We start from the raw sequence: 311 nt of genomic DNA, 5'->3' as shown, positions 1-311 counted from the left end.
AGGGACTGGTCAGCGCCGCGGCACCTCCCCGCTCGCGGAAGCCATCCGTATGCAGGTTGACATAGGCCAGATTGGCGAAGGGCTCGAAGCGCGCGCCGCCGGCATTGAAGCCGTAGGCGAGTTCGCCGAAGACCTGCGCGGTTGCGGCATTGTAGGCGCCCTTCAGGCCGTTGCTGAAGCCCGGGAAGGAGACGTTCCGCGAGGTGGAGATGTCGTGCCAGGTGTAGGCGGCGCCGGTGCGGAAGGCGAGATCACCCCATTGCGTGCCGCCATAGAGGCCGAGATGGTAGTTGTCGCTCGTGCCCGTCGAG

The 311-nt window shown here is 66.6% G+C and carries 1 protein-coding gene; it reads right to left on the bottom strand.

The window, feature by feature from the left end; genetic code table 11:
• A partial coding sequence (locus ACODTY_RS24200) for an autotransporter outer membrane beta-barrel domain-containing protein (RefSeq protein ID WP_488996713.1) occupies positions 1 to 311 on the bottom strand: 311 nt, incomplete at both ends.

Source organism: Mesorhizobium sp. FG116 (assembly GCF_057809835.1).
This window is presented reverse-complemented; position numbering and strand designations above follow the sequence as displayed.